This window comes from Kitasatospora cathayae, assembly GCF_027627435.1.
Classification (GTDB): Bacteria; Actinomycetota; Actinomycetes; order Streptomycetales; family Streptomycetaceae; genus Kitasatospora; species Kitasatospora cathayae.
Genome location: NZ_CP115450.1, coordinates 6,116,276 through 6,138,553, shown reverse-complemented (window position 1 = coordinate 6,138,553; position 22,278 = coordinate 6,116,276). Strand labels below are relative to the sequence as shown.

Genomic DNA, 22,278 nt, shown 5'->3' with positions numbered 1-22,278 from the left:
CACCGTTTCCAGTACTTCCCGTACGCAAGACTTGATAGGAGTCGCTGAAACCATGGCGGTCTCAGTAACACTGCCCGCGCTGGGCGAGAGCGTTTCCGAGGGCACTGTCACCCGTTGGCTGAAGGCCGAGGGTGAGCGCGTCGAGGTCGACGAGCCGCTGCTCGAGGTGTCGACCGACAAGGTCGACACCGAGATCCCGGCCCCGGCTTCCGGCATCCTCACCTCGATCAAGGTCGCCGAGGACGAGACCGTCGAGGTCGGCGCCGAGCTGGCGGTCATCGACGACGGCTCCGGCGCCCCGGCCGCTGCCGCCGCCCCGGCTGCCGAGGCCGCTCCGGCCGCCGAGGCTCCGGCTGCTGCTCCGGCTCCGGCCGCCGAGGCTCCGGCTGCCGCCCCGGCCGCCGCTCCGGCTGCTCCCGCCGGTGACGCCACCCCGGTGCTGCTGCCCGCGCTGGGCGAGAGCGTTTCCGAGGGCACCGTCACCCGCTGGCTGAAGGCCGAGGGTGAGACGGTCGAGGTCGACGAGCCGCTGCTCGAGGTCTCCACCGACAAGGTCGACACCGAGATCCCGTCGCCGGTCGCCGGCGTCGTCGTGAAGATCCTGGTCGGCGAGGACGAGACCGCCGAGGTCGGCGCCCAGCTCGCGCTGATCGGCGCCCCGGGTGCCGCCGCTGCCGCTCCGGCTCCGGCCGCTGCCCCGGCCCCGGCCGCCGCCCCGGCTGCCCCGGCCCCGGCCGCCGCCCCGGCTGCTCCGGCCCCGGCCGCCGCCCCGGCTGCTCCGGCCCCGGCCGCTGCCCCGGCTCCGGCCCCGGCCGCCCCGGCTCCGGTTGCCGCTGCTCCGGCTCCGGCTCCGGTTGCCGCCCCCGCCCCCGTCGCCGCCCCGGCCGCTCCGGCCGCCCCGGTGGCCGACAGCGGCGAGGCCTACGTCACCCCGCTGGTGCGCAAGCTCGCTGCCGAGCACGGTGTCGAGCTGTCCGCCGTCGCCGGTACCGGCGTCGGCGGCCGCATCCGCAAGCAGGACGTCATCGCCGCCGCGGAGGCCGCCAAGGCCGCTCCGGCCCCGGCCGCCGCTGCCGCCCCGGCCGCTGCGCCGAAGGCCGCCGCCGCGCCGTCCGCCCTGCGTGGCCAGACGGTCAAGATGACCCGCATGCGCAAGGTCATCGGCGACAACATGATGAAGGCCCTGCACGAGCAGGCACAGCTGACCAGCGTGGTCGAGGTGGACGTCACCAAGATCATGTCGCTGCGCGCCAAGGCCAAGGACGGCTTCCTCGCCCGCGAGGGCGTCAAGCTCTCCCCGATGCCGTTCTTCGTCAAGGCCGCCGCCCAGGCGCTGAAGGTCCACGCGGTCATCAACGCGCGGATCAACGAGGCCGAGGGCACCATCACCTACTTCGACTCCGAGAACATCGGCATCGCGGTGGACTCCGAGAAGGGTCTGATGACCCCGGTCATCAAGGGTGCGGGCGACCTCAACATCGCCGGCATCTCGAAGAAGACCGCCGAGCTGGCCGCCAAGGTCCGCGACAGCAAGATCACCCCGGACGAGCTGTCCGGCGCCACCTTCACCATCAGCAACACCGGCTCGCGCGGTGCGCTGTTCGACACCGTGATCGTGCCGCCGAACCAGGCCGCCATCCTGGGCATCGGCGCCACCGTCAAGCGCCCGGTGGTCATCGAGGCCGACGGCGGCACCGCCATCGGCATCCGTGACATGACCTACCTGTCGCTCTCCTACGACCACCGCCTGGTGGACGGCGCCGACGCCGCCCGCTACCTGGTCGCGGTCAAGGAGATCCTGGAGGCCGGCGAGTTCGAGGTCGAGCTCGGCCTGTGAGGCATCTCGGCTGAACGCAGTCGTGCGGAGCCCCGCGTCGTCCCCGGACGGCGCGGGGCTCCCGCCGTTCGCGGGGGTGCGTTCTCCGCCGGGTCGTGGCATGCGTGGAGGCGGCGGAACAGGGATGCTGGAGCGGTGATGGACGAGACCGACTTCTGGCAGATCATCGACGAGACCTGGGAGGCCGCCGCCGGCGATCCCGACGAACAGGCGGAACGGCTGGTGGAGCGCCTCCTCCAGCTGACCCCGGACGATGTGATCGACTTCGCCCGGCTGTTCGAGGCCCGGTTCCAGCGCGCCTACCGCCACGACCTGTGGGGTGCGGCCCACCTGCTGCTGGACGGCGCCTCCGAGGAGACCTTCGACTACTTCCGCTACTGGCTGATCGGCCAGGGCCGGGAGGTCTTCGAGGGCGGGCTCGCCGAGCCGGACGACCTGGCGGACCTGCTGCCCGAGTTCGACGAGGAGGAGGACGGCGAGGCCGAGGACCTCGGCTACGCCGCCGACGAGGCGTACGAGCAGCTGACCGGCCTGCCGCTGCCGGACGTGGGCGGGCGGCAGGCGGGGCAGCCGTCCGGGACACCGCTGGACTTCGACGACCCGGACGTCATGGCGAAACGCTTTCCCAAGCTCTGGGAGCGCTACGGGGACCAGTAGCGCTCCCCGGCCGTCAGGTGCTGCTGCCGGAGGAGCTGTCCTGCTTGATGCCCTTGAGGATCTGGTCCAGCACCGAGGCGTCCGGCGCGGCCGGGTCGTCGTCCACGCCGCCCTCGAAGACCACGTAGCCGCCGCCCTTGGCCGGGACGGCGGCCAGCAGCACGTAGCCCCGGGTGCCGTCCGAGGTGCTGACGTGCCAGCGGGTGGCGTAGCCGAGCACGCCGGCGACGCTGACGTAGCCGGAGCCGGAGTCGGTGTGGGAGGTGATCCCGCTGAAGATCGTCCCGGCGTAGCCCGGCATCGCGGCGTCGGCGGCGCCCTTGGGGGTGCTGCCCTGGACGGTGTCCTTCTCGATCGAGAACTGGCCGCGGATGCAGGAGTTGCCGTCGGCGCAGGTGTAGCGGCCGCTGCCGAGGTAGACCGTGGAGTGCGCGGAGTTGGTCGCCGCCTCCCAGCCGTCGAACACCGGGACGGTGATCGCGTGCTGCGGGTCGGGGACGGTGCTCTTCGGGGACGGGACGGGCTTGGGGGCCGGGACGGTCGGGGTGGTCCGGGTCGGGGTGGGGCTCGGCGCGGGGCTGTCGGTCTGGGTGACGGTGACCGTGGGGTTCGGGGTGGGGCCCGCCTTCGGGTCCCCGCCGTTGCTGAACACCAGCCCGGCTATCAGCCCGCCGACCGCCAGCACGGCGACCGCGATGCCGATGATCACACCGGGCCTGGTCCCTCCGCCGCCGGTCGGCGGCGGGTAGCCGTAGGCCGCTCCCGGGTAGGCCTCCTGGCCGGGGTACGGCGACCGGCCCGGGTACCCTGCCTGGCCGGGGTGGCCGTAGCCGGGTGGCTGGGCCGCGTCCTGGACCGGGTAGCCGTAGCCCGCCGCGGGTGAGCCGCTCTGCGCCGGGTAGCCGTAGCCGGGGCGGGGCTGCGCGGTGGTGGGCTGCCAGGTCTGGGTCGGGGCGTCGGCGACCTGCGCGGCGCCGCCCTGGAGCGGCCGGACCTCGCTGGTCCAGGCGTTGCCGTCCCACCAGCGCTCGTGACCGGGCGCGCCGTCCGCACCGGGGACCGGGTACCACCCGGGAGGCGTCGAGTTGCTCACGGGCGTACGGTACCCGGCGGTGTGCCGCTCCAGACAGGGCAGGTACGTCACGACTCTGCAGCACCTGTTCTGACGCCGCGTCAGCCGTTTCGGTGCGGGTTCAGCCGCCGAGTCGGCGGGCCATCCAGACGTCGTCCACGTAGCGGCCGTCGATCAGGAACTCCTCGGCCAGCACGCCCTCGACCGCGAAGCCGCAGCTCTCGTACAACCGGCGGGCCGGGGCGTTCCAACCGAGCACCCGGAGGGTCATCTTGCGGGCGCCCCCGGCCCGGGCCGCCGCGCAGGCCGCCTCGACCAGCCGGCGGCCGATGCCCCGGCCGCGCACCGCGTCGTCGACGGCCAGGCCCTGGATCTGCCGGACGTGCCGGTTGGCGGCCAGCGGGTCGCCGGAACCTGGCGGACGTAGCCGACGATCCGGCGGTCCAGCAGGGCGAGCAGGTACTGGTCGGGGGTGTGCCGCTCGTCGAAGACCGAGTCCTCGGCGGGCGGCTCCGGGGCGACGTCGGAGAGGGTGGACCAGGAGGCGCGGTCGAGCGCGGCGAGGCCGGGCTCGTCCTCGGGGCGGGCCGGGCGGATGGTCAGATCGTCATCACTGGTCATGTCGCGTGATGCCAATGGGGCGCGTGCGAAAGGTGACAGGTGACAAGTACTGCGAGGATGGCCGCATGCGCATCGCTGTCACTGGCTCCACGGGATTGATCGGTTCGGCGCTCGTCCGCTCCCTGCTGGCGGACGGCCACCAGGTGGTCCGGCTGGTCCGGCACCGTTCCAGGACGGGGCCGCAGCCCGACGGCAGTACCGCGATCGGCTGGAACCCGCTGCTCGGCGAGGTCGACCGGGACGGGCTCGCCGGGGTCGAGGCGGTGGTGCACCTGGCCGGCGCCGGGGTCGGCGACCGCCGCTGGACCGACGCCTACAAGCGGGAGATCCGGGAGAGCCGGGTGTACGGCACCGAGACGCTGGCGGTGGCGCTGGCGGCGCTCGAGGAGCCGCCGCGGGTACTGGTCAGCGCCTCCGCGGTCGGCTGGTACGGGCAGACCGGCGACCGGGTGATCGACGAGGACTCCCCCGCCGGGGACGACTTCCTGGCCGAGGTGTGCCTGGAGTGGGAGGCGGCCGCGCGGCCGGCCGAGCGGGCCGGGATCCGGGTCGTCCACCCGCGCACCGGGATGGTGCTCTCCGCCGCGGGCGGCGCGGGCGGACGGCTGTTCCCGCTGTTCAAGCTGGGCCTGGGCGGCCGGCTCGGCAGCGGACGGCAGTACTGGAGCTACATCTCGCTGGCCGACGAGGTGGCCGCGCTGCGCTTCCTGATCGACCGGGACGACCTCTCCGGCGCCTTCAACCTCACCGCCCCGCAGCCGGCCACCAACGCGGAGCTGACCGCGGCGCTCGGCCGGGCGCTGCGGCGGCCGACGCCGTTCCCGGTGCCGGAGGCCGTGCTCAAGCTGGTGCTCGGGGAACTGGCGGTCGAGGTGGTCGGCAGCCACCGGGTGGTGCCGCGGCGACTGCTGGACGCGGGCTTCCGGTTCGCGCACCCGGATCTGGACTCGGCGGTGCGGGCGGCGCTGTGAGGCGCCCGCACGCGGGGTGGTGAGGCGTCCGCGCGTGGCGTGTTGACGCGTCGTCCTTCGTAGTCCCGCTACGGCATTCGCCCTGGCCGGGGGCATATGCCCGGCGGGGTCGGGCAGGGCTCCGGGAGGGGGCGCACGGGAGCACACGGCGGGCGCGTCGCACGCCCCCGGTGACCGTGCGCGCCCGTCGACCCGGCAACCCGGCCACCACGGCGCACTGTCCGTGACCGCGCCCCCGCCCGGTGCCGCACAACCCCTGCCGCCCCCCGCATCCGGTCCACGGCGCTTGTCTGATGGTCATACTGACTGGGCATCACCTTCCTCGGACCGTGTCCCGGCACCCCGCTGCCTGCGTCGGCCGGAGCCCCGGGACCAGGGAGGGAGCACACCCGTGCCCACGTACGACTTCACCCGCCGCGCCCGCCGACCGTCCGACCCGGACGTCGTCGTGGTCGGCGCCGGACTCGCGGGCCTGGCCGCCGCCCGCGCACTCACCGGCCACGGCCTCACCGTTCAGGTCCTGGAGACCACCGACCGGATCGGCGGCCGCATGGCCACCCGCGAGGTGGACGGCTTCCGCCTCGACGACGGCAGCCACCTGCTGAACACCGCCTTCCCCGAGCTGCGCCGGGCGCTCGACCTCGACCGCCTGGACCTGCGCCCGCTCGCGCCCGGCGTACTCGTGCACAGCGCCGGCCGCCGTTACCGCGCCGGGGACCCGCAGCTCACCGCCGCGCGGCAGGCCGCGCTCCGGGCCCCGCTCGGCAGCCCGCTGGACAAGGCCCGCCTCGGCAGCTGGCTCGGCCGGATCGCCACCACCCCGGCCGGCCGGCTGCAGGCCCGCCCGGAGACCACCACCGCCCGGGCGCTCGGCGGCCACGGCCTCGCCCCGCGCAGCATCGACGGCTTCCTGCGCCCGCTGCTCAGCGCCCTGCTCAGCGATCCGGCCCTCGGCACCAGCAGCCGGGTCGCCGACCTGGTGCTACGTTCGTACGCCCGCGGCCGGCTCTGTCTGCCCGCCGACGGGATCGCGGCCGTGCCGGCCCAACTGGCCGCCGCGCTGCCCGCCGGCACCGTGCGGACCGGGGTGCAGGTCACCTCGATCGGAGCCGACGGCGTGGAGACCCTCGCCCACGGGCGGATCGGCGCCCAGGCCGTGGTGGTCGCCACCGACGCCCGCTCCGCCGCCGAGCTGCTGCCCGGGCTGCGGCTGCCGGACTTCCACCCCGTCACCACCTTCTTCCACGCCGCCGACCGCGCCCCGCTGAACGAGGCCGTGCTGCTGCTCGACGCCGACCGGCCGAACGGGCACCCGCCGCTGGTCTCGCACTCGCTGGTGCTCAGCGGGCTGCACCCGTCCTACGCCCCGGCCGGGCAGGCACTGGTCGCCACCACGGTGCTCGGCCGGCGCTCCTTCGACGCGGGCGGCCCGGCCGGGCTGGAACCGGCCGTCCGGGCCCGGCTCGGCGAGCTGTACGGCACCTCGACGGCGGACTGGCAGTTCCTCAGCGTGCGGCACGTCCCGGACGCGCTGCCCGCGATGCCGCCGCCGCACAACCTGCGCCGCCCGGTGCGACTGCTGGCCGGGCTGTACGTCGCCGGGGACCACCGGGACACCAGCACCGTGCAGGGCGCGCTGGTCTCCGGGCGGCGGGCGGCGCGGGCGGTGCTGGGCGACCTGGGGCTGCCGGCCGGCACGCGGGAGGCGGAGGCGGCGGCCTGAGCGCCGCGGGGTGGGACCGAACGTCGGCCTGCAGGGGTCGTGCGGACCCCGCCGGCACGCGAGCGGTCCGCCGGGGTGGCGGACCGACGGCGTGCCGGGACGGCCGGGGCCCGGGCCGGGAGCGGTGAGCTCCCGGCCCGGTCACCCTCGAGGGGGTGGGGCCGCGGTCGGATCACTCCGGGTTCGGATCACTCCGCGGTCAGATCACTCCCGCCTGGCGGGCCGTCTCCTCGAAGGCGCGGGCGACCTGGCTGCCCCGGTACGGCGTGAGGCGGCGGTGGAAGTCCCGGACGTACTCCAGCGAGCGGGCCGAGCGCATCTCCCCCGCCGCCCGCAGCGCGTCGGTGGCCATGGTGCAGGCCTCGTCGAGGTCCCCCATGCCGAGTCGGGCAGTGGCCAGCACCAGCCGGCAGAAGATCCGGCTGCGCGCGTAGGCGGGCGAGCGCAGCCGCAGCGACTTCTCGGCGTGCTGCGCGCAGGTGCGCCACTGCTGGAGGTCGCGGTAGCAGTGGGCGAACTCGTCGGAGAGCTGGGCCTCGTCGAAGTACCGGGCCCAGGAGGGAAGTTCGTCGCCCGTCCGGGAGGCCGCGAGCGAGCGCTCGGCCCGTACCAGCGCGGTGGTGCAGGAGCGGACGTCGCCGAGCAGGCCGTGGCCGCGCGCCTCGGCGGCGTGCATCAGCGACTGGACCACCGGCGGGACGGCGGTGCCGACGCCCTGCTGGGCGACCCGGGCGAGCTGGACGGCCTCCCGGCCGTGGCCCAGGTGGACGGCCTGCTGGCTCATCGTCACCAGGACGTAGCCGCCGAGCGCGCGGTCCCCGGCGGCCTGGGAGAGGCGCAGCGCCTGGACGAAGTAGCGTTGGGCGAGGCCGTGCGCGGCGATGTCGAAGGACGTCCAGCCGGCCAGCCTGGTCAGGTCGGCGACGGCGCCGAACAGGGCCCGGCCGATCTGCTCGCCGTAGCGGCCGCGCAGCATCGGCTCGGCCTCGCTCTCCAGGTAGCGGACCAGCGCCTGGCGGGCGTGGCCGCCGCCGTAGGCGTGGTCGAGCGCACGGAAGAGGTCGCCGACGGCGCGGATGGCGGCGATGTCGCCGCGGCCGACCCGCAGGGTGGGGCGGGCCTCGCGGGTCGGGTCGGTGTACGGCGGCTCGACTGCCACCGGCGGACGGCGGCTCTGGATGGGCACCCGGCCGATGGGGGCGGCGGTGCCGGTGGTTCCGGTGGTTCCGGCGGTGCTACGGGCTCCGGGGGCTCCCACGGCTCCTGGGGCTCCTGGGGCTCCGGCGGGCTGGGTGCGCGCCGGGCTCAGGACGGGTGCGCCGGGCGCGCCCGGGGCGCCCGGCGCCGGTGCAGCGGGGGTGGCACCGGGCGGACCGGCGGCGTCCGGGCGGGCCAGGGTGGAGCCGTCCCGGGCGACCCGCTCGTCGGTGCGGCCGATCAGCCAGTCCCGGCTGGGGACGACCAGGCCGGCCGGGGTGAAGGCGATCCGGCGCAGCTCGGACTGCGGGCCGTTGTCCTTGCGCCACATGCTCGCCACGATGTCCACCGCCTCCTGCGGGGTCTCGGCGAACTCCAGGCCCGCGTAGACCGGGGCGCAGGCGTCCAGGCCGAGGTCCTGGGCGGTGAGGCGGCGGCCGAGGCGGCGGGTGAAGACCTCGGCGATCAGTGCCGGGGTGGCGCCGCGGGGCTGCTGGCCGCGCAGCCAGCGGGTGACCGAGGTCTTGTCGTAGCGCAGGTCGAGGCCGTGCTCCAGGCCGAGCTGGTCGACCCGGCGGGCCAGGCCGGCGTGCGAGAAGCCGGCCTCCTCGATCAGGGCGGCGAGCTGGCTGTTCTGCGGGGTCGCGCCGGAGTGCCCGGTGTGGCCGGTGTGGCTGCCCTGGCCGCTGGTGGTCGCGGGGGCGGCGGTGGCTTCGTGCCGGGCGGGTGCGGTCTGCGCGGGCAGCCGCAGTTCCTCGGCGGTCGGGGCGTCGGCGGTCAGCGTGTCAGCGGTCAGCGTGTCGGCGGTCAGGGCGTCGGGCGCGTCCGGGAGGGCCCGGCCGACCGCGCCTCGGCGCTGGCCGAGCGGGTCGAGCGGTCCGTACGCCGGGCTGTCGGTTGCAGGCCGTTGGGGCATGTCAGTCAACACCTCTCGGACGTCGCACCGGGCTCCACCAGCACTTCGGTTCGGCTGGGGCGGCGCCCCCTGTCGGGAATCGGCGTGAATGTAGCGAGCATTCGGGCGCTATGGGTGGATCTGACCGAGCAATCCTCCGAACGGGTGAAGCAACCGCGCCCATTGTGGGGAAGCGAGGCCAGGATGGGTTTGGCCTTCCGGGGTCGAACCGGCGATCGAAGCTCGTAGTGGTTGCCGCCATGGCCGACGGGCCTGCTGTGTCGGTCCGCCACATGGGAGCCGAGCCGCCGGATTCCTACCGTTCTCGGCCATGGACACCTCTACTGCCCGCCCGCTCGACGGCCGCACGGCCCTGGTCACCGGGGCCGCCTCGGGCATCGGGCGGGCCTGCGCCGAAGCCTTCGCCGGGGCCGGCGCCCGGGTCTACGTCGTCGACCTCGCGGCCGGTCCGGCGCGGGAGCTCGCGGACCGGATCGGCGGGCGCGCGATCGTCGCGGACCTCGCCGACCCCGAGGCCGTGGACGCCCTGCCGGCCGACGCCGACATCGTGGTCAACAACGCCGGCCTCCAACACGTCGCGCCCGTGCACGAGTTCCCCGTCGAGCGCTTCACCCTGATCCAACGCGTCATGGTCGAGGCCCCGTTCCGCATCCTGCGCCGCACGCTCCCCCACATGTACGAGCGGCAGTGGGGCCGGATCGTCAACGTCTCCTCCGTCCACGGCCTGCGCGCCAGCGCCTTCAAGTCCGCGTACGTCACCGCCAAGCACGCCCTGGAGGGCCTCAGCAAGACCATCGCCCTGGAGGGCGCGCCCCACGGTGTCACCAGCAACTGCCTCAACCCCGGGTACGTCCGAACTCCCCTGGTGGAGAAGCAGATCGCCGCCCAGGCGCTGGCCCACGGCATCCCCGAGGACCAGGTCGTCGAGCGGATCATGCTCGACCGCACCGCCGTCAAGCGCCTCATCGAACCCACCGAGGTCGCCCAACTCGCCCTCTGGCTCTGCTCACCGCCCGCCGCCTACGTCACCGGCGTCAGCCTCCCCATCGACGGAGGGTGGACGGCGCACTGAGCTCCCTCTACTTCTTGGGGACACTCGATCTCAAAAACAAAAGACAAATAGAAGATCGAGTGCACTGCCCCCGTCCAGCGAGGAGAGGCGGCGCAGTACAGCCCGAGGAAAACAGGGAGATCCAAGCGCGAATCGGGTCCGGGCCTGCGCGGGGGGCGCAGGCCCGGACCCGTTCGCAGGTGAACGCCTTCTCGTGCGTGGGAAGTCGGCCGGGCCGACTTCCCACGCACGAGAGCGAGGATCCGACGGCGCTGGGCGGGAGGGGGTGGGGGTGGTGAAGAGCTGGGGTGGTTATGGGGTGGGGAGCTGTGTCGGGGGTGGGGACTGTGTGGGTCGGTCACATAGGCCGCAGGGCGTGGGGTTCCTACCTTGTGGCGACGTCGTCCCCTCTGACCTGGAAGTGGTGGCCATGAAGGACTCTGCACGCGGTTCGGCGGTGAGCAGCTCACTCCCACGGGTGGTGGCTGCGAGCCTGATCGGTACGACCATTGAGTGGTACGACTATTTCGTATACGGAACAGCTGCGGCACTGGTGTTCGGGAAGCTGTTCTTCCCGAACACCGATCCGCTGACGGGGACGCTGTTGTCGTTCCTGACCTACGCGATCGGTTTCGCGGCGCGGCCGGTCGGGGCGCTGGTGTTCGGGCACTTCGGGGACCGGGTCGGGCGGAAGAAACTGCTGGTGGTGAGCCTGCTGTTGATGGGCGGGTCGACCACGGCGATCGGGTTGCTGCCGACGTACGACTCGGTCGGGGTGGCGGCGCCGGTGCTGCTGACGGCACTGCGGCTGGTGCAGGGGTTCGCGCTCGGCGGGGAGTGGGGCGGGGCGGTGCTGCTGGTGTCGGAGCACGGGGACCGGCGGCGGCGGGGGTTCTGGGCCTCGTGGCCGCAGGGTGGGGCGCCGGCCGGGAACCTGCTGGCGGCGGGGGTGTTGTCGCTGATGACGACGGTGCAGTCGGAGAGCGCGTTCCTGGCGTGGGGGTGGCGGGTGCCGTTCCTGCTGTCGGCGGTGCTGGTCGGGGTCGGGCTGTGGATCCGGCTGGCGGTGGAGGAGTCGCCACTGTTCCGGCAGGCGATGGCGAACCGGGCGAACCGGCCCGAGGCCGAACAGGCGCCGCTGGTCGGGGTGTTGAGGCATCACTGGCGGGAGGTGCTGGTGGCCATGGGCGCGCGGATGGCGGAGAACATCTCGTACTACGTGATGACCACCTTTGTGCTGACGTACGCCGTCAACCACGCCCACTTCGGCAAGCAGAGCGCGCTGAACGCCGTACTGATCGCCTCGGCGATCCAGTTCGCGCTGATCCCCCTGTTCGGGGCGCTGTCCGACCGGGTCGGGCGCAAGCCGGTGTACCTGGTGGGCGCGGCCGGGGTCGGGGTCTGGGCGTTCGTGTTCTTCGGGATGGTGGACACCAGGTCCTTCGGGCAGTTGGTGGTCGCCGTGACCGTCGGCCTGGTGTTCCACAGTGCGATGTACGCGCCGCAGGCGGCCTTCTTCTCCGAGCTGTTCGCGACCCGGATGCGGTACTCGGGAGCCTCGATCGGCGCCCAGTTCGCCTCGGTGGCCGCCGGGGCACCCGCCCCGCTGATCGCCACCGCGCTGCTCAAGGACTACGGCAGCGCGACCCCCATCTCGGTGTACGTGGCGATCGCGGCCGCGCTCACCGTGCTGGCGGTGCTGTGCGGGCGGGAGACCAGGGGGCAGGACCTCACCGAGGTCGAGGAGCAGTCCGTGGAGGACACCACGGTCGGAAAGCCCGCCGTGGCCTGAGGTTCGAGCCGATAGCATCGCGAGTTCTCGCACCCGTCGGAAACCGACGCCGATTGGCGGCCAGCACCATGGACCACGCACCGTGAACCACCCCGACGAGAGCCCCGCGCCCGCGCTGCGGCGGTTGCTCGACCTGCTCGCCTCCGGCGCCGCCACCGAGGACTTCGCCGAGGTGCTGGCCGACGCCCGCCGCCGCGGGGCGTCGGCCGACGTCCTCGCCGAGATCGACGACGCCACCTGGCAGGCCCTGCGGGTGCACCGTACCCTGCGTCAACACCGGCGCCGCGAAGCCGAGTTGACGGCACTGTTCGACACCGCCGGAGACCTCGCCGCCTCCCGGGACCTGGACACCGTGCTGCAGGCGATCGTCCGCCGGGCCCGGATGCTGCTCGGCACCGACACCGCCTACCTGACCCTGCCGGACCGGGCCGCCGGCGACACCTACATGCGGGTCACCGACGGCTCGGTCTCCGTCCTCTTCCAGACCCTGCGGCTCAGCCTCGGCGACGGCCTGGGAGGGCTGGTCGCCCAGACCGCCCGCCCGTACGCGACCCCCGACTACCGCACCGACGAGCGCTTCCACCACACCGGCACGATCGACGCGGGGGTGCTGGACGAGGGCCTGGTGGCGATCATCGGGGTGCCGCTGCTGCTCGGTGGGGAGGTCATCGGCGTCCTGTTCGCCGCCGACCGCTCCCCGCGCGCCTTCTCCCCCGACGAGGTCGCGCTGCTCTGCACCCTGGCCGCGCACGCCGCGATCGCCCTGGACACCGCCAAGTCGCTGGCCGACACCCGGGCCGCGCTCGCCGAGCTGAACGCCGCCAACGAGCTGGTGCGGGCCCACTCCGCCGCCGTCCAACGCGCCGAGCAGGCGCACGACCGGCTCACCGACCTGGTGCTGCGCGGCGCCGAGGTGCCGGACGTGGCCGGCGCCGTCGCCCACCTGCTGGGCGGGGAGATAGCCGTCATGGACGCCGAGGGCGAGCCGCTGGCCGGGCGGCCGGCCCCCGCAGCCGAACTGGCCGGGGCGGTGGCCGCCTCCCGGGCCGAGGGCCGCTCCGTACGGCACGGCGAGCTGTGGGTGTGCGCGGTGCTGGCCGGGCACGACGTGCTCGGCACCCTGGTGCTGCGCGGTCGGCCCGACCTCGACGACGCCGACCGGCGGTTGTTCGAGCGGGCCGGTGTGGTCACCGCGCTGCTCCTGCTGCTGCGCCGCTCGGTGGCGGAGACCGAGAACCGGGTCCGCGGCGAACTGCTCACCGACCTGCTCACCGCCCCCGAGCGCGACCCGGCCGGGCTCACCGCGCGCGGCCGCCGGCTCGGGGTCGACCTCGCCCGGCCGCACCTGGTGCTGGTCGCCGAGCCCGCCGACCGCGCCGGCGACGACCGGGGACGGCTGGCGGGCGCGGCCCGGCGGTACCTGTTCGGCTCCCGCGGCGTCAGCGCCGAGCACGGCGAGGCGGTGGTGCTGCTGGTGCCCGTCGCGCCGGACGACGCCGACGACCCGGAGCAGACCGCCGGGTCGACCGCCGGGCGGGCGGCCGAGCGGCTGGCCCGGCTGGCGGGCTTCCCGGTCACCGTCGGCGCCGGCCGCCCCGCCGTCGGCCCGGCCGCGCTGGCCGCCTCGTACGGCGAGGGCCTGCGCTGCGTGCGCGCCCTGCGGGTGCTCGGCCGCTCCGGGGAGGGCGCCTCGGCCCGCGCGCTCGGCTTCCTCGGGGTGCTGCTCGGCGACGGTCACGACGTGGACGGCTTCGTCGGCGCCGCGCTCGGACCGCTGCTCGCCTACGACGCCCGGCGCGGCACCGAGCTGGTGCGCACCCTGCGCGCCTACTTCGACTGCGGCGGCAGTCTCACCCGGGCCAAGGACGAGCTGCACGTCCACGTGAACACGGTGGTGCAGCGGCTGGACCGGGTCGAGGCGCTGCTCGGGCGGGACTGGAACCAGCCGGAGCGGTCGCTGGAGCTGCAGTTGGCGCTGCGGCTGCAGCTGCTCGCCAGCGGCGAGGACGGCTGAACGGTACGGCCGAACGGGCGCGAGGACGGCTGAACGGTACGGCCGAACGGGTGGTACGGGCGTGGGCGTACAGTGGCGAGGTTGGTCTCGAACGCGAGGCCGGTCTCGAACGCCTGGCAAGGAGCGGCAGCGGTGAGCGAGAACGTACGTTTCGTTCGGATGGGCATCGGCGAGCACGTCGTCCCGTACGAGGAGGCGTGGGAGGAGCAGCAGCGCCTGCACGCGCTGCGGGTCGCGGACGAGATCCCCGACACCGTGCTGCTGCTGGAGCACCCGCCCGTCTACACCATGGGCAAGCGCACCAACCCCGCGGACCTGCCGCTCGACGGCACCCCCGTGGTCGAGGTCAACCGGGGTGGCGAGATCACCTGGCACGGCCCCGGCCAGCTGGTCGGCTACCCGATCATCAAGCTGCCCGACCCGATCGACGTGATCGCGTACGTCCGCCGGCTGGAGGAGGCGCTGATCCGCGCCGCCGCCGACTTCGGCATCGGGACCACCCGGGTCGAGGGCCGCAGCGGGGTCTGGGTGCTCGGCGAGAACATCCCGGACGCCGTGGTGGACCCGGCCGAGGTGGTGGACATCGGCAAGCTGACCCTGCGGATGGGCCTGCCGCTGGGCATCGACCCGCGCCTGGCCGGACCCGAGTACGCGCCGTCCAACGCCGGGCAGCGCGGCGGCGACCGCAAGCTCGCGGCGATCGGCGTGCGGGTGGCCCGCGGGGTCACCATGCACGGCTTCGCGCTCAACTGCGACCCGGACATGACGTACTTCGACAAGATCGTGCCGTGCGGCATCCGGGACGCGGGCGTCGCCTCGCTGGCCGGAGAGCTGGGACGCGACTTCCCGGTGGGCGAGGCGCTGCCGGCGGTCGAGCGGCACCTGAAGGACGTGTTCGCCGAGCTGCCGGAGCCGGCGCTCAGCCGCTGAATCCGCCCGTGAGCCGCCCGGAGGGCGGGAGCCACTGGGAATCTACTGGCCGGTAGCCGTGTTGCCCTGCGATTGCAGGGCGGCAGGCCCGGCGAAGGCCGTACAACCACAGGCGTACCCTGGGGGTACCCCGTCTAGTTCTAGGAGTCGCACGTGTCCGCTGTCGCGCCCGACGGCAGGAAGCTGCTCCGCCTGGAGGTCCGCAACAGCGAGACCCCCATCGAGCGGAAGCCCGAGTGGATCAAGACCCGCGCGAAGATGGGCCCGGAGTACAACGCCCTCCAGTCGCTGGTGAAGAAGGAGGGGCTGCACACGGTCTGCCAGGAGGCCGGCTGCCCCAACATCTTCGAGTGCTGGGAGGACCGCGAGGCCACCTTCCTCATCGGCGGTGACCAGTGCACCCGCCGCTGCGACTTCTGCCAGATCGACACCGGCAAGCCCGCCGAGTTCGACCGCGACGAGCCGCGCCGGGTCGCCGAGTCCATCGTCACCATGGACCTCAACTACGCCACCATCACCGGCGTCGCCCGCGACGACCTGGAGGACGGCGGCGCCTGGCTGTACGCCGAGACCGTGCGCCAGGTGCACGCGATGACCGCCGAGCGCGCCGGCGGCCGCACCGGCGTCGAGCTGCTCATCCCCGACTTCAACGCGGTGCCCGAGCAGCTGGCCGAGGTCTTCTCCTCCCGCCCCGAGGTGCTCGCGCACAACGTCGAGACGGTCCCGCGCATCTTCAAGCGGATCCGCCCGGCCTTCCGCTACGAGCGCTCGCTGGACGTCATCACCCAGGCCCGCGCGGCCGGGCTGGTCACCAAGTCCAACCTGATCCTGGGCATGGGCGAGACCCGTGAGGAGGTCAGCCAGGCGCTGGCCGACCTGGTCGGGGCCGGCTGCGAGCTGATCACCATCACCCAGTACCTGCGCCCCTCGCTGCGCCACCACCCGGTGGAGCGCTGGGTGAAGCCGCAGGAGTTCGTCGAGCTCCAGGAGGAGGCCGAGGAGCTGGGCTTCGCGGGTGTCATGTCGGGGCCGCTGGTGCGTTCGTCGTACCGGGCCGGCCGGCTGTACCGGCAGGCGCTGGAGCGGCGCGAGCAGGCCGCGGTCTGATCACCCGGTCTGACGGATCTGATCTGACCACGGGTCGGTCTGCGCCACGTAGGCCATTGGAAGGGCGGAGCTGCGGCTCCGCCCTTCCGGGTTTCACCACGCTTTGACTGCCTGGTCACGGGCTGGTAACACGGGGTGGGGACGATGGACGCCGGGTAGGCGTTCGATTCTTCTCAGCCACGAGAGGAGCTGTTCGGCATGCGGATGCGGATCCGGTCGGTGGGGGCGGCGCTGCGGTTCGCCGAGAGCGTCCTGCTGGCCCCCGGCCAGCGACACGCTCGGCGCAACGCCTGGGCGGCGGTGTGCGAGAACCGCCGGTACGCGGCGGACCGCCGGCACGACGCCCTGCCGGGCGTCGCCGCGGGTACGGCGGGGACACGTTCCGTACGGCAGTGAGGCCCTGACGTCGCTGTGCGCGACGGTGGACCGGCGCACGGGTCACGGTTCGGGCGAACGGGTACCCGGGCTTGGATATCCCGTACCCGTGCCACGTACCATGAGCGTTATGGCGAGGGAAACATCCGAGAACCCCGGGCGACTGAAGCAGATCCGCCTGGCGTACACCATGACCAAGAAGGTCGACACCAAGATCGGCCTGATCATCGCCGGCGTCGGCCTGCTGACCTTCGGCGTGTTCCTCGCCATCGGCTTCGCGATCGACCACCCCATCTACCTGGGCATCCTGGGCTTCATCGTGGCCGTCCTGGCCATGGCGATCGTCTTCGGGCGCCGGGCCGAGCGCGCCGCGTTCGGGCAGATGGAGGGGCAGCCGGGCGCCGTGGCCGCGGTGCTGAACAACATCCGGCGCGGTTGGAGCTCCAGCTCCACCCCGGTAGCGGTCACCCGCAACCAGGACGCGGTCTACCGCGCCGTGGGCCGGGCCGGCATCGCGCTGATCGGCGAGGGCAACCCGAACCGGGTGCGCCAGCTGCTGGCCTCCGAGAAGAAGAAGATGGCCCGTGTGGTCGGCGACGTGCCGGTGCACGACATCGTGGTGGGCAACGGCGAGGGCGAGGTCCCGCTGAAGAAGCTGCAGATCCACCTGATGCGCCTGCCCCGCGCCATCACCGCCGCCCAGGTCACCGAGACCAACGACCGCCTGCGCGCGCTGGGCGACCTGCTCTCCAAGGCGCCGATCCCGAAGGGCCCGATGCCCAAGGGTGCCCGGATGCCCAAGGGCGGCCAGGTCCGCTGACCCTCCCCCTCCCGTGACGACGACGGCCCCGCCCCGGAAGCTTCCGGGGCGGGGCCGTTCCATGTGGTGCGTGCGGCGGGTGCCGGGTCGTGCTGGCTTCGGACCGCTGGACCCGGACCTCAGATCCGGACCTCGACGGTGCCGACCGCCTTGTCGTGCAGCCCGCGGGTGTCGCGGTCCCAGACCAGCGGCGGCACCACCAGGCAGAGCAGCAGGGTGCGCAGCAGGATCTGCGGGATGGTCGCGCGGCGCCCGTCCAGGCGGACCACCCGGAGGCCGAACAGCCGCTTGCCGACGGTCGTCCCGGCGGTGGCGAGCAGGACGACCGCGACCAGGAAGAAGAGCGGCAGGGTCCACAGGTTGGCCTCGGCCGGGTCGCCCTTGGCGAGCAGGCCGAAGGAGACCAGCGAGACCAACCAGCCGTCCACGAACAGGGCGCCGATCCGTCGACCGGGGCCGGCGAGCGAGCCGGGGCCCTCCTCGGGCAGCCCGAGGCGTTCGCCGCGGTAGCCGAAGTCGGCGCCCATCTTCTCGGCGGCCGCCTTGGGGCCGTCGATCCACGATCCCAACGCTTCTCTGGTGTCCACGAATCCACACTAACCGGGCTCACGCCGTGCACCGGCACCGGCTCCCCTCTCGGCGGGGCGCGGACCGGGGCCCGCCCGACCACCGCTCGGCCGCGGTCCACGACCGGGTGAATCCCGCTCACCGGGCTTACCAAGTGGTCCAGACCAGTTTCCGGACGACCCCCAGGTGGGCGGGGTGATTTGCCCCGTCCCGTACGACTTTGCCGCCCGTTCGGCGGTCGTGGTTAACATCTAGGAAACGAGCGGGTCACCGGCCGGAAACGACCCATTCCTAGGGTGAGCCCAATTCGCACGCCGAGGAGGATGGATGTTCAACAACGCCGCCGAAGTGAAGCAGTTCATTCAGGACAACGACGTGAAGTTCGTCGACGTCCGCTTCTGCGATCTGCCGGGCGTCATGCAGCACTTCTCCGTACCTGCGGCGACCTTCGACCCGTCCGAGACCCTGATGTTCGACGGTTCGTCGATCCGCGGCTTCCAGGCCATCCACGAGTCCGACATGGCCCTGGTCCCGGACCTCGCCACCGCCCGCCTCGACCCCTTCCGGGCCGAGAAGCACCTCAACATCAACTTCTTCATCCAGGACCCGGTCACCGGCGAGGCCTACAGCCGCGACCCGCGCAACGTCGCCAAGAAGGCCGAGGCCTACCTCGCCTCCTCCGGCATCGCCGACACCGCCTTCTTCGGTCCCGAGGCCGAGTTCTACGTCTTCGACTCGGTGCGCTTCGAGACCAGCGCCAACGCGTCCTTCTACCACATCGACTCGGAGGCCGGCGCCTGGAACACCGGCGCCGCCGAGGGCGACGTGCGCGGCTACAAGGTCAAGTACAAGGGCGGCTACTTCCCCACCCCGCCGGTCGACCACTTCGCCGACCTGCGCGCCGAGATGTCCCTGGAGCTGGCCAAGTCCGGCCTGGAGGTCGAGCGCCAGCACCACGAGGTCGGCACCGCCGGCCAGGCCGAGATCAACTACAGGTTCAACACCCTGCTGCACGCCGCCGACGACCTGATGCTGTTCAAGTACATCATCAAGAACGTCGCCTGGCGGAACGGCAAGACGGCCACCTTCATGCCCAAGCCGATCTTCGGCGACAACGGCTCCGGCATGCACGTCCACCAGTCGCTGTGGAGCGAGGGCTCCCCGCTCTTCTACGACGAGCAGGGCTACGCCGGCCTCTCCGACACCGCCCGCTACTACATCGGCGGCCTGCTCCGGCACGCCCCCTCGCTGCTGGCCTTCACCAACCCCTCGGTGAACTCCTACCACCGCCTCGTCCCCGGCTTCGAGGCACCCGTCAACCTGGTCTACTCCCAGCGCAACCGCTCGGCCGCGATCCGCATCCCGATCACCGGCTCCAACGCCAAGGCCAAGCGCATCGAGTTCCGCGCCCCGGACCCGTCCTCCAACCCGTACCTGGCCTTCTCCGCCATGCTGATGGCCGGCCTCGACGGCATCCGCAACAAGATCGAGCCGCTCGAGCCCGTCGACAAGGACCTCTACGAGCTCGCCCCCGAGGAGCACGCCAACGTCCCCCAGGTGCCCTCCTCCCTCCCCGCCGTCCTGGAGGCCCTCGAGGCCGACCACGAGTACCTCCTCGCCGGCAACGTCTTCACCCCGGACCTGATCGAGACCTGGATCGACTTCAAGCGCACCAACGAGATCGCCCCGATCGCCCTCCGCCCCCACCCGCACGAGTTCGAGCTGTACTACGACCTGTAGGACCCCCTCTGACCTGCGGAAACGCAGATTGATCTCTCAACGTTTCCGCAGGTCAGGCAGGGTCCTGACCTGCGGAAACGCATAGCGGGGGGTCGGCTGCAGTACCTCTGGGGCTCGCGATGTGAAATGAGTGTGAAATGAGCAGGGGTAGATCGAACTCGCGATGACGCCTTCTTGCCCCTGCCAGCATTGGGCAGTACACCATCTCACTACTCTCAGTAGCCATAGCTCGCGGCTCCCGACCCGGCAGGTTCGATCTCTTACCGGCACTGCGCCCATCAGGCGAGGTGTCACCTGTGCCCGCCAAGCAGCGGAGCCTGCCGTCATCGGGCCGCGCCGGTTCAGCGGGCGGCTGATCGGGATTCCGGCCGGCGCGGAGGTCAGCAGCACCGTCGAGAGCCCCGCAGTGGTCGCCTGAGTGAACCGCCCAGGCGGTGCTCGGCGCCCGCCCCCGCGACTCGGCGGCGCACACCACCGCGGACCGTATTCCGCCTGCCCTCCGCCACCGCTTGCCAAAGCGAGGCGAGTTCGACGATCAGATCGGCCAGGTGCCGACGCGAGACGCCGGTCAGCAACCGATGGCCGAGGACAGCGCGATCCACCATGATCATCACTGCCCGGTTGCCCCTGTGGCAGCGGCTGGAGCACACCGACATAGTCGAGAAGTACGTCGGCCGCGACGGTGAACGCCCGGAGGGCGGGCTGGTGATCGTCGGAACGCAGGTGGTGGAGCAGTCCCTCGACCTGGACCTCGACCTGGTCATCAGCGATCTCGCGCCGATCAACCTTCTCCTCCAGCGGGCGGGCCGGGGCTGGCGGCACGATCGGGAAAGGCGGCCCGGCTGGGCGACGGGGCCGAGAATGGTCGCCCTCACCCCGGCCGGTGACCTACCGCCGTGCCGCTGGGGAAGCGTGTACGACGGCTCGCTGCTGCGCCTGACCGCCGAGGCACTCACTCGATCCGGACCTGGCAGTCACCCGGCTCGGCGCGGAGTCCCAACGCATCCTGCCGGTATGGCCGACGGCGGACGGAGGGTTCGTGTTCGTCACCCAGGCCAGCCGAGCGGTGCTGCCAGAGCGGCCGACGACCGAGGACATCCGCCAGGTGATCCCCTCCACGGTTCAGGTCCGCCGCGATTGGCTCGTCCCGGGCAATGCCGAGCCACTACCCGCAGATACGGCGCCACCCGCGAACTGGGTAAGCATTCCAGGTCTGGCGGACATCGCCCTGATCCCACACCACCCCGCCACAGACTCCTGGCGGGCTCCCGACGGACGCACGATCCACCTCGACCCCGTGGAGGGCATCGTCCGTTCCTGACCACCTCCGCGCACAACCCCGAAAGGCCGCGCTGGCTCAGCGAATTCGCGGGCCTCGCTGCGTTTCGGTGAGTCACGCCAACAGGGGCGGATGAGCAGGAGACGCCGGGCAGTGAAGCCAAGGATCTTCGAGCTGTCCGGCGCATCGTCGTGAGCAGACGAACCCGACGGCACTCTTGGCCGCGACGGGGCCTCCAGCGCGTGCCCACGCGCTGGAGGCCGTGCCCTGCGGACCGCGGCAGTGGGAACTGTCGGTGTCGGCAGCTACGCTCGCACCAGTGTGTCTGCGTCGGGAGGAATGGAGCTCCAGGTGGAAGACGGGCAAGTACCGGAGACCGAACACACTGCCATGGGTCGGGCGATAGCCAGACTGGTCGACGCCTATGGGGCGGAGGTCGCGATGATGTGGCGCAGAAAGACAGGCGTGGTCTGCCATGACAAGCACCTGATACCCGCCATGGGCAAACCGCACAGCGGGCGCTGGAACACCGAGAGCGACGCCGTGCTGTGGTACCTGTTGCGCTTGTACGTCACCGGCAACCTGGTCTTCAGCCATATCCGAGTCGGGGCCACAGCGCTCAAGGACAAGGAACGGCGGCGCAATCAGGAAACTCTGACCCAAGCGAATTTGCAGGGGATTAGCATCGCCGTCGACCAAGAGCAGAGCGGTGCGCCTTGTGACGGTTGGGTCCGCTTCGAGGCTGCCTGGGGGTGCGAGCGCCTCACGTTCGAGGCCACGGAGCGCGGCACCACTGTTTTCGCTACGGACGAGATCGTTTTCCCTGCGCACGCCGAGGGGACGCGAGGGATTCCCCTGGAGATCGGCAACTCCGATGTCACCCGCACGCTGGCCCACCTGCGCCAGTACGGGGCGCTGGTGCGATGGCCCTACGGCAGCGACCACATGATCGTTCTGGCGCTGAACGGTGACGCGAAGACGGTGGGCTTGGACAAGTTCTTCGCGAAGGACATGAGGGACAACCGCCAGTCCACGCCGTCGATGGTCTCGCGCGTCACAGGCGCCATGCACGAGGCGCTGTACGCCTCGCAGGTCTGCGACGCCCTCTATGACCTTTCCGCCGAGGAGGCCGCCGAGCGGGTGTTCGAACTGCGGGTCGCCATGCTCATGGCCGCCAGGCTCGTTCGGGCGGTTCCCCTTGCCATGTTCGTCCACGTCGACCCCCGGCCGACCGACGCTGCCGCACCGCACCCGCGAGTGGTCAGCGAGGAGGACGGCGTCACCAAGATCGCCAGCCGCGGGGTCACTGTCTACGCGAAGGCAGCCGGACCGGACCAGGACTGCGCGGATCCGTTCGCACTGAAGCCCGCATTCCCTCCCGGCCCCTACAGCCAGCTCTTGACACGGCTCACAGCCTCCTCGCCTAGCCCACTGATCGCCGTACCGCCGACCACAGCCCACTCCCATCGAAAGACGGCCCTGGGAGACTTCACCATCGAGGACCTTGGCACACTGTCCGAGGCCGTGGAGGAACTGCAGCGCCAGGGCCTGGAGCCGAGCTGGGAGTCGTAGTGAGGTAGATGTGGCGGCCCCCAGGTCGACCGCAGTG

At 72.5% G+C, this 22,278-nt stretch carries 17 protein-coding genes and 2 pseudogenes; 15 read left to right on the top strand and 4 right to left on the bottom strand.

The window, feature by feature from the left end; all coding sequences use genetic code 11:
- The first annotated feature begins 52 nt into the window (after positions 1-52).
- Both sucB and O1G21_RS27435 read left to right on the top strand, forming a co-directional pair.
- A complete protein-coding gene (gene sucB / locus O1G21_RS27440) occupies positions 53-1,837 on the top strand; it encodes a 2-oxoglutarate dehydrogenase, E2 component, dihydrolipoamide succinyltransferase (protein ID WP_270147390.1) in 1,785 nt (594 codons plus the stop codon).
- A 138-nt stretch (positions 1,838-1,975) separates the two neighbouring features.
- On the top strand, positions 1,976-2,494 hold the full coding sequence (locus O1G21_RS27435; RefSeq protein ID WP_270147389.1) for a DUF4240 domain-containing protein: 519 nt from the start codon (positions 1,976-1,978) through the stop codon (positions 2,492-2,494).
- Between the two features lie 13 nt (positions 2,495-2,507).
- Here the strand turns inward: O1G21_RS27435 and O1G21_RS27430 are convergent, their stop codons facing one another.
- Positions 2,508-3,587 carry a DUF2510 domain-containing protein gene (locus tag O1G21_RS27430; protein WP_270147388.1) on the bottom strand — a complete coding sequence of 360 codons (1,080 nt, stop codon included), beginning with the start codon at positions 3,585-3,587 and terminating at the stop codon, positions 2,508-2,510.
- Positions 3,588-3,687: 100 nt separating this feature from the next.
- Positions 3,688-4,187, bottom strand: a pseudogene (locus tag O1G21_RS27425) (N-acetyltransferase family protein).
- A 65-nt stretch (positions 4,188-4,252) separates the two neighbouring features.
- On the opposite strand from O1G21_RS27425, the gene O1G21_RS27420 reads away from it, so the two are divergent.
- Together O1G21_RS27420 and O1G21_RS27415 are read left to right on the top strand one after the other, a co-directional pair.
- Positions 4,253-5,158, top strand: a complete 906-nt coding sequence (locus O1G21_RS27420; protein WP_270147386.1) for a TIGR01777 family oxidoreductase — start codon at positions 4,253-4,255, stop codon at positions 5,156-5,158.
- Between the two features lie 391 nt (positions 5,159-5,549).
- On the top strand, positions 5,550-6,881 hold the full coding sequence (locus tag O1G21_RS27415) for an NAD(P)/FAD-dependent oxidoreductase (protein ID WP_270147384.1): 1,332 nt from the start codon (positions 5,550-5,552) through the stop codon (positions 6,879-6,881).
- A gap of 199 nt (positions 6,882-7,080) precedes the next feature.
- Here the strand turns inward: O1G21_RS27415 and O1G21_RS27410 are convergent, their stop codons facing one another.
- On the bottom strand, positions 7,081-8,994 hold the full coding sequence (locus tag O1G21_RS27410) for a regulator (RefSeq protein WP_270147382.1): 1,914 nt from the start codon (positions 8,992-8,994) through the stop codon (positions 7,081-7,083).
- Between the two features lie 310 nt (positions 8,995-9,304).
- Here O1G21_RS27410 and O1G21_RS27405 point away from each other — a divergent pair, with 310 nt between their 5' ends.
- The 7 genes from O1G21_RS27405 (at position 9,305) to O1G21_RS27375 (ending at position 17,083) form a co-directional block, all read left to right on the top strand.
- Positions 9,305-10,066 carry a 3-hydroxybutyrate dehydrogenase gene (locus tag O1G21_RS27405; protein ID WP_270147381.1) on the top strand — a complete coding sequence of 254 codons (762 nt, stop codon included), beginning with the start codon at positions 9,305-9,307 and terminating at the stop codon, positions 10,064-10,066.
- Between the two features lie 409 nt (positions 10,067-10,475).
- Positions 10,476-11,837: an MFS transporter gene (locus O1G21_RS27400; RefSeq protein ID WP_270147380.1), complete on the top strand. Its 1,362-nt coding sequence runs from the start codon at positions 10,476-10,478 to the stop codon at positions 11,835-11,837.
- Positions 11,838-11,919: 82 nt separating this feature from the next.
- On the top strand, positions 11,920-13,851 hold the full coding sequence (locus tag O1G21_RS27395; protein WP_270147379.1) for a helix-turn-helix domain-containing protein: 1,932 nt from the start codon (positions 11,920-11,922) through the stop codon (positions 13,849-13,851).
- Positions 13,852-14,010: 159 nt separating this feature from the next.
- On the top strand, positions 14,011-14,781 hold the full coding sequence (gene lipB / locus O1G21_RS27390; protein WP_405000835.1) for a lipoyl(octanoyl) transferase LipB: 771 nt from the start codon (positions 14,011-14,013) through the stop codon (positions 14,779-14,781).
- A gap of 153 nt (positions 14,782-14,934) precedes the next feature.
- Positions 14,935-15,888 (top strand): lipoyl synthase, encoded by a 954-nt coding sequence (gene lipA / locus O1G21_RS27385; RefSeq protein ID WP_270147375.1) that lies wholly within the window; start codon positions 14,935-14,937, stop codon positions 15,886-15,888.
- A 198-nt stretch (positions 15,889-16,086) separates the two neighbouring features.
- Positions 16,087-16,284 carry a hypothetical protein gene (locus O1G21_RS27380; RefSeq protein WP_270147374.1) on the top strand — a complete coding sequence of 66 codons (198 nt, stop codon included), beginning with the start codon at positions 16,087-16,089 and terminating at the stop codon, positions 16,282-16,284.
- A 100-nt stretch (positions 16,285-16,384) separates the two neighbouring features.
- Positions 16,385-17,083, top strand: coding sequence for a DUF4191 domain-containing protein (locus O1G21_RS27375; RefSeq protein ID WP_405000834.1), 699 nt, complete (start codon positions 16,385-16,387; stop codon positions 17,081-17,083).
- 119 nt (positions 17,084-17,202) lie between these two features.
- Here O1G21_RS27375 and O1G21_RS27370 read toward each other — a convergent pair whose 3' ends face one another.
- Positions 17,203-17,670 carry an RDD family protein gene (locus O1G21_RS27370; protein ID WP_270147371.1) on the bottom strand — a complete coding sequence of 156 codons (468 nt, stop codon included), beginning with the start codon at positions 17,668-17,670 and terminating at the stop codon, positions 17,203-17,205.
- A 307-nt stretch (positions 17,671-17,977) separates the two neighbouring features.
- Between O1G21_RS27370 and glnA the strand changes: the two genes are divergently transcribed.
- The 4 genes and pseudogenes from glnA (at position 17,978) to O1G21_RS27350 (ending at position 22,241) form a co-directional block, all read left to right on the top strand.
- The gene (gene glnA / locus O1G21_RS27365; RefSeq protein WP_270147370.1) at positions 17,978-19,390 is read left to right on the top strand and encodes a type I glutamate--ammonia ligase; all 1,413 of its coding nucleotides are present in this window, start codon (positions 17,978-17,980) and stop codon (positions 19,388-19,390) included.
- A gap of 603 nt (positions 19,391-19,993) precedes the next feature.
- Positions 19,994-20,158, top strand: a pseudogene (locus tag O1G21_RS41830) (hypothetical protein); the annotation flags it as partial.
- 271 nt (positions 20,159-20,429) lie between these two features.
- The gene (locus O1G21_RS27355; RefSeq protein WP_333493499.1) at positions 20,430-20,711 is read left to right on the top strand and encodes a hypothetical protein; all 282 of its coding nucleotides are present in this window, start codon (positions 20,430-20,432) and stop codon (positions 20,709-20,711) included.
- Positions 20,712-21,008: 297 nt separating this feature from the next.
- On the top strand, positions 21,009-22,241 hold the full coding sequence (locus O1G21_RS27350) for a hypothetical protein (RefSeq protein WP_270147369.1): 1,233 nt from the start codon (positions 21,009-21,011) through the stop codon (positions 22,239-22,241).
- Positions 22,242-22,278 lie beyond the last annotated feature (37 nt).